Below are 2,404 nucleotides of genomic sequence, written 5' to 3'. Positions count from 1 at the left end.
GTTCATGGTGGGTGTGGTCTCCGGGAAATGGTTCGGATCGGCTTAAGCAACCAAATCCTACGTCATTTCAACGGCTTGCGCCACATCCACCAACCCCCATGAATTTTTCAGGCTAGGATCCGGACCCATAAAGGGATTCCACTGACGGTGGTTTTATGAGTCACGGTCTCCAAAGGGAGGCCACAAATGAATCGCGATTATTTCTGGCTGACGGAGGAGCAGGTTTCGCGGCCGCAGGCGCTGCTGCCAACCGACACGCGCGGCAAGCCAAGAGTCGATGACCGCCGAGCGATTAGCGGCATCGTCCATGTCCTCAAGTCCGGCGGCCGCTGGGTCGATGCCCCGCAAGTCTACGGGCCGAGAAAGACGCTCTACAATAGCTTTGTCCGATGGGCTGCCAAAGGCGTTTGGGTCGACATCTTCCACGCCCTGGCCTCGGCTGGCGGTCCTCCGGCTGAGGTCCTGATCGACTCTTCGGCCGTGAAGGCGCATCGCTGCGCTTCTGGCGGCAAAGGGGGGAGCAAAATCAGGCGATCGGCCGGTCGCGCGGTGGGCGAACCACGAAGATCCACGCCCTGACCGATGGCCTGTGCCGCCCGATCGCTTTCCTCTTGACCGGTGGCCAGGTCGCCGATTGCAGCGCCGGAGATTTGCTTCTGGAGCAGATGCCCAAGAGCCCGATCCTGCACGCCGACAAGGGCTATGATACCAATGCCATTCGCCACAGGTCTAGGCTAAAGGGGCGATGCCGAACATTCCGCCGAAGCCAACCGGCGCTGGAAGAACTGCTTCTCCCCGTTCCTCTACCGTGATCGCAACGCCATCGAGCGCATGTTCGGACGGCTCAAGGATTTCCGCCGCATCGCCACCAGATACGATCGATCGGCCACGAACTTCCTCGCTGCCGTCTGCCTAGCCGCTACGGTCAGTTACTGGCTGTGACAGTTGTCCTCGACAAACAGAAGCGAACTTGCGCCCTGAAGCAGGGTGATCGCTTCAGAAACGGTGCGAAGGAGTATGTCACTCGCCGGCTCGATGTCGTGGATGAGGCCGGCGGCCTCACCAATCATGATCGCGGCTATTGTGGGATCGCCGCTTGCCCACGCTTCCCGGTAGGCAGCGGACTGCGCGTCAATGTCGGCGAGGAGATGGGCCTCATTGCCGTGCCAGGCTTCCGTAAAAGCATTCTTCCGAACGCGCAGTGAAAACCGCGATGGCCAATCCAGGCGGCGCGCTAGGTCCATCACCGAGGTTCGAACCGTGTCGTCTCCGGTCGCGGCAAGGGCAGCCTGGTGCAGATTTGGATGAACGAGAGCCTCCAACGAGGCCCAGAAACGTGATCCCATCACGACGCCATCAGCGCCAAGCATCAGCGCCGCTGCAAGCCCACGACCATCGGCGATGCCACCGGCCGCGCAGATGAGCGTGTCCGGCGCCCGTCGCCGTACCAAGTTCGCGACCTCCGGAACAAATGTGAATGTCGCTCGCTTCTCACCGTGACCGCCGGCTTCCGCGCCTTGGGCGACGACAATGTCGGCTCCGGCATCAAGAGCGCGGCGCGCGTCGTCGAGGCTCTGGACCTGGCAGATCAAGGGGACCCCGGCGGCCCGTATCGCCGGCGAAAAAGGCGCCGGGTCGCCAAAGGATAGGAAAATCGCACTTGGTCGCCGCTCCAAGGCCTTATCGAGCAGGCGCGGGTTCCTGGCGAGTGACCAAGTTATGAAGCCGCAGCCGACAGGTCGGTTGCCAGATCGCTCGAACTCTCGCGTCAGCCAATCAGCGTCGCCATAGCCGCCGCCGATAAGACCAAGCCCTCCGGCTGAACTGACCGCACCTGCGAGTTCCCCGCCCGATGCGAATGCCATCGGCGCGCTGATGATCGGATGCTGCAGTTTAAGCCGATCAGTGAGACGGGTTACGATGCGCATCATCACTCCAACAGATTGCCTTGAGTATCGCAGGTTCGGTTGATCCTATCGAGCCCCGCTCAGCGCCCCGCGATTAACGGCAACCAGAGCCGCCAGCGCAGTCGACCGACGGTTATGAGTCCGGACCCTAACCCATCAGCAAACTTACGACCGGGCTTCGAGCCCGTCACCGATCGATCCAATGGCGCTGCGGTTACCTGGACGGACCTGAAAACCAGCCTGTCACAGCCTTAGCTTCGGTCCATCCTGCAATGCGGCACAAAGCAGATTTCAAGATCATGCGCGGCGTGAGATCTGCGTGGCCATCATCCTGAATCTCGTAGGCGCCAAATGGGCCTCGGCACATGAGGTCACTAACACTCTCGGTCTCTTTAGCCGCAGGCGGCAGTGAGCTCGGCTCAGCGCTCGTAGTCGTTCTCGTTTGAGCGCTGTGTCTTGCGGTCCTGCTCCTCTGCCTGATTAGCCTTCCGCTTGTT

General features: G+C 61.2%; 1 protein-coding gene and 1 pseudogene. One reads left to right on the top strand and one right to left on the bottom strand.

Translation table 11 applies throughout. The features are described from left to right. The first annotated feature begins 186 nt into the window (after window positions 1-186). Window positions 187-942, top strand: a pseudogene (locus tag X760_RS76075) (IS5 family transposase). Here X760_RS76075 and X760_RS73480 read toward each other — a convergent pair. Then, a complete protein-coding gene (locus X760_RS73480) occupies window positions 930-1,928 on the bottom strand; it encodes a nitronate monooxygenase (RefSeq protein ID WP_036246111.1) in 999 nt (332 codons plus the stop codon). The pseudogene X760_RS76075 and the gene X760_RS73480 sit on opposite strands and share 13 nt — an antisense overlap. Window positions 1,929-2,404 lie beyond the last annotated feature (476 nt).

Source organism: Mesorhizobium sp. LSHC420B00 (assembly GCF_000503055.1).
Lineage (GTDB): Bacteria > Pseudomonadota > Alphaproteobacteria > Rhizobiales > Rhizobiaceae > Mesorhizobium.
The sequence above is the reverse complement of the archived record's forward strand: the minus strand, read 5'-3'. Positions and strand labels throughout refer to the sequence as shown.

Excerpts from the sequence above, each read along its gene's own strand:
- X760_RS73480 (WP_036246111.1), bottom strand. The coding sequence starts at position 1,928 with ATGCGCATCGTAACCCGTCTCACTGATCGGCTTAAACTGCAGCATCCG.